The sequence below is a fragment of the Nocardia farcinica genome, assembly GCF_029867845.1.
GTDB lineage: Bacteria > Actinomycetota > Actinomycetes > Mycobacteriales > Mycobacteriaceae > Nocardia > Nocardia farcinica_A.
Window position 1 is genome coordinate 1 of sequence record NZ_JARWRU010001320.1, and the last position, 4,267, is coordinate 4,267.

Annotated in this window: 4 protein-coding genes and 1 pseudogene; 2 read left to right on the forward strand and 3 right to left on the reverse strand. The window is 70.9% G+C overall.

Annotated elements, in window-relative coordinates; translation table 11 throughout:
• The coding region (locus QH283_RS29520; RefSeq protein WP_280506192.1) for an oxygenase MpaB family protein at nucleotides 1–554 on the reverse strand (554 nt) is incomplete at its 3' end.
• A gap of 248 nt (nucleotides 555–802) precedes the next feature.
• On the opposite strand from QH283_RS29520, the gene QH283_RS29525 reads away from it, so the two are divergent.
• A complete protein-coding gene (locus tag QH283_RS29525) occupies nucleotides 803–1,513 on the forward strand; it encodes a TetR/AcrR family transcriptional regulator (RefSeq protein ID WP_280506193.1) in 711 nt (236 codons plus the stop codon).
• Nucleotides 1,514–1,519: 6 nt separating this feature from the next.
• Here the strand turns inward: QH283_RS29525 and QH283_RS29530 are convergent, their stop codons facing one another.
• Entirely contained in the window at nucleotides 1,520–2,395 is an 876-nt protein-coding gene (locus tag QH283_RS29530) for an oxygenase MpaB family protein (RefSeq protein WP_280506194.1), read from the reverse strand.
• A gap of 219 nt (nucleotides 2,396–2,614) precedes the next feature.
• On the opposite strand from QH283_RS29530, the gene QH283_RS29535 reads away from it, so the two are divergent.
• Nucleotides 2,615–4,066: an acyl-CoA synthetase gene (locus tag QH283_RS29535; RefSeq protein WP_280506195.1), complete on the forward strand. Its 1,452-nt coding sequence runs from the start codon at nucleotides 2,615–2,617 to the stop codon at nucleotides 4,064–4,066.
• A 61-nt stretch (nucleotides 4,067–4,127) separates the two neighbouring features.
• Here QH283_RS29535 and QH283_RS29540 read toward each other — a convergent pair.
• Nucleotides 4,128–4,267 (reverse strand): annotated as a pseudogene (locus QH283_RS29540) (2,3,4,5-tetrahydropyridine-2,6-dicarboxylate N-succinyltransferase); the annotation flags it as partial.

A 4,267-nucleotide genomic window follows, 5' to 3' on the forward strand; every position in this document is an offset into this window, starting at 1 on the left:
CGGTCCCAGTACTCCTGGAAGGCGGCGCGGTCGGCGGGCCACATCTCCGGGCGCATCTGCAGGCCGGTGCCGAGTTTGACCGAGTAGGCGTAGAGCGCGTCGAGGGTCTGCTCGTCCATCGAGCCGTGCAGGCGCTCGTGCAGGTCGAGGATGCCGAAGTACAGGCAGGCCGCCACCCACAGCTGCAGGGTGGGGTCGAAGGCGTTGTACTTCACCGGGCTGTGTTCGTCGGAGCGCACGGTGCGGTGCGAGGTGTTGACCGCCTTGCGGTAGGCGTCGCGCTCCTCCTCGGTGCCGAGCAGGGCGACCGCCAGGTAGGTCAGCGTGGTGCGCAGGCGCTTGATCGGGTGCAGCGTGAGCTTGCCGGAGTCGACGGTGCTCTCCAGCACGCCGTAGGCCACCGGCGGGTGGCTGAGCTGCATGACGACATTGGCACTGCCGCCGAGGAACGCGGTGATCCCGTACCAGAAGTCTTCCATCGGGAAGTCGGCGTCGGTGCCGGAGCTGCTGCTCGGCACCTGTTCGGGCGTCGTTGCACGAAGGGGCGCGCTCATCTTTCCTCGTCTTTCCGGCTCGCGGTCGCCCGCCGATGGCGCGGCGCCGCGGTGACACGATGAGAAGGTTGTGGTGTCAGATTCTCACCTGGGCATCCGCGTGTCAATGGGCCGAGGGCCTCGATGAGAAGAAGCGTCATCAAACTTCTCATCGTCCGAATCCGCTGTCAATCGAGACCGATCGGAACTGGGAGTATGTGACACTGAGAATGTCATCGTTTCGCAGGCGCGGATGAGGTGAGGAAGACATGGCAAAGTTGAACAGGCTTCTCCCGCTGGTCCGCAACAGTGGCCCCGAGGACCGCAACCAGACCCGCGTGCTCGACGCGGCGCTGCTGGCGTTCCTGGACTTCGGGATCAAACGCACCAGCATGGTCGAGGTGGCGCGGCGCTGCGGGCTGTCACTGGCCACCCTGTACCGGCGGTTCGCCAGCAAGTCCGACCTCATCCAGGCGGTGGCGCTGCGGCAGACCAGGGAGTTCATCCAGAGCGTCGACGACGTGCTGGCCGGGCAGGTGGACCGCGACGCGGGCGCCGAGGACCAGATCGTCGAGCTGTTCGTGGCCTTCCTCAACGGCCTGCGCGAGAACCAGCTCATCCACCGGCTGCTGGCCACCGAACCGGAGTTGGTGCTGCCCTTCCTCACCACACGCGGCGGGCCCATCATCGAGCTCGGCCGCGACTACCTGACCGAATTCATCCGTAGGTTGCAGTCGGAGGGCAAACTGCCCGACTACGAGCCCGAACCGCTGGCCGAGATGATCGCCCGCACCGCGGTGTCGATGGCGCTCACCCCGCAGACCCTCATTCCGGTCGGCGACGACGACCGGCTGCGCGCCTTCGCCCGCGACCACGTGGTGGTGTCCTTCCGTGTCCAGGCGCAGGCGAACCGTGTTCCGGCGCAGGCGAAGGAGCACGCCGCGGTGCCCGCCACGGCGGGGGAGCAGGCCGGGCGGTAGGCGGGGTCAGACCAGCCGCAGACCGAGCCGTCTGCGCAAACGCGTGTCCCACAGCAGGATCTCGATCGGCAGCGTCTTCAACGCCCTGGGCAGCCGGTCCTCGACCGCGCCGACGGTGCGCAGCAGCAGCGCCAGCCTGCGGTCGTCCTCCCGGCTCCAGCGCATGCCCATCTGCTCGCGCAGCTGCTCGGGCAGCAGGCCCGCGGTCACCCAGCGGTGCGGCGGGCCGAACGCCGCCCGCACCGGCAGCGGGAACATCTTCAGGTTCACCAGATCCCAGAAGAAGTCCCGGATGGGCGGGTCGATGCGGGTGGTCGCCAGGTGCTCGCGCCAGTAGGCGTCGAAGGCCTCCCGGTCGGCGGGCCACTGCTCGGGCCGCATCTGGAGCGTGGTGCCCAGCCGCTCGGCGTTGCGGTAGAAGGCGTCGGCGGTGGCCTCGTCCATCGGGCCGTGCATGCGCTCGTGCAGGTCGCGCGCGCCCCAGTACAGGCACGCCGCCACCCACAGCTGGAGGTCGCGGTCGAAGGCGTTGTAGGCGACCGGGCTGTCCGGCCCCGAGCGGACCTGGCGGTGCGAGGTGTCCACGGCCGCGCGGTAGGCGAGCCGGTCCTCCTCGGTGCCGAGCATGGCCACGGCCAGATAGGTGAGTGTGGTCCTGGCCCGTTTGACCGGATGCAGCATGATGTTGCCGCTGTCGACCCTGGACTCCACCACGCCGTAGCCGACCGGCGGCATGCTCAGTTGCAGGATGACGTTGGTGGCGGCGCCGAAGAACGCCGAACTCGCGTCGACGTGGTCGCGGATGTCGAAGTCGTCCTGCTCGCGCGCGGCGCTCGTCGTGGCGTGCGATGCCGGGCGCGGGACGCGCAGTGGGACTGCCATGTCTGTCCCCGTTCTCGTCGTTGAGAAGGATGTACTACGACGTTCTCATTCTCTCCGGGGTGTGTCAACGGTCACAACGAATCGAGGCTGCGCCGTGATGTCCCGGCGTGACGGCGGTGCGGGCCCGGTGGCGGGGACGCTGCGCCGGGAACGATGTGCCGGGAACGATGTGCCGGGGCGGCGGCCGGGCCCGAGCGCGCCGCACAGTAGGTTCGAGCCATGCCGTCCCTGCTGCTCAGTTCCCTGAACCCGGCCGCGGTCGCGGCGGGTGCGGACATCCCCGACGCCGTCACCATCGACGGCGCCACATTCTCCCGCTCCGACCTGCTCGGCGCGGCGACCTCGGTGGCCGAGCGGGTGGCGCGCGCCGAACGGGTCGCGGTGCTGGCCCGCCCCACCGCGCGCACCGTGCTCGCGGTGGTCGGCAGCCTGATCGCCGGTGTCACCGTGGTGCCGGTGCCGCCGGACTCCGGCCCCGCCGAACTCGCCCACATCCTGGCCGATTCCGGCGCGCAGGCCTGGCTCGGCGAGGCGCCCGAGCAGTCCGCGCAGCCGGAAGGCGCCGCGCTGCCGGTGATCCCGGTCCGGCTGCACGCCCGCTCCTGGCACACCTATCCCGAACCGCCCGCCGAGACACCGGCTTTCGTGCTCTACACCTCCGGCACCACCGGTCCGCCCAAGGGCGTGGTGCTCACCAGGGGCGCCATCGCCGCCGGGCTGGACGCGCTGGCCGAGGCCTGGGGCTGGACCTCGAAAGACCGGCTGGTGCACGGGCTCCCGCTGTTCCACGTGCACGGCCTGGTGCTCGGCGTGCTCGGACCGCTGCGCTTCGGCAGCCCGCTGGTGCACACCGGCAAGCCGACGCCGCGTGCCTACGCCGAGGCCGGCGGCAGCATGTACTTCGGCGTGCCGACGGTGTGGTCACGCATCGTCGAGGACGAGGCAGCCGCGCGGGCCCTGCGCGACGCCAGGTTGCTGGTCTCCGGCAGCGCGCCGCTGCCGGTGCCGGTCTTCGAGAAGCTGAAGGCGCTGACCGGGCACGCGCCGGTGGAGCGCTACGGCATGAGCGAGACCATGATCACCCTGTCCACCCGCGCCGACGGCGAGCGCAGGCCCGGCTGGGTCGGCCTGCCGGTGCGCGGCGTGCAGACCCGGCTGCGCGACGAACACGGCGCGCCGGTCCCGCACGACGGGGAGAGCATCGGCGGCCTGCAGGTGCGCGGCCCCATGCTGTTCGCCGGCTACCTGAACCGGCCGGAGGCCACCGAGGCGAGCTGGACCGAGGACGGCTGGTTCCGCACCGGCGACGTGGCCGCCATCGACGCCGAGGGCTTCCACCGCATCGTCGGCCGCGAATCGGTCGACCTGATCAAGTCCGGCGGCTTCCGCGTCGGCGCGGGCGAGATCGAAACCGTCCTGCTCGGCCACCCCGCCGTCGCCGAGGCCGCCGTGGTCGGCCTGCCCGACGACGACCTCGGCCAGCGCATCACCGCCTTCGTGGTGCCGCGCGCCGGGGCCGATGCCGACACGCTGCCCCCGGAGCTGATCGACCTGGTGGCCGGGCAGCTCTCGGTGCACAAGCGCCCGCGCGAGGTCAGGCTGGTGGACTCGCTGCCGCGCAACGCGATGGGCAAGGTGCAGAAGAAGGTACTGGCCGCGGGACAACCGTGAGAGGCCGAGCGCACCCCGGAGTCCTCCTGGGTGCGCTCGGGTGTCCTACCCCGCGTGCCCCTCAGTTGTGGGCGTGCAGGTCCTCGTTGAGTTCGATGCCGGTGCCCTTGCGGTGCACGACCTCGACCGCGCCGGTGGTGGAGTTGCGGCGGAACAGCAGGTTGTCGCGGCCGGCGAGGTCGGCGGCCTTGATCACCGCGC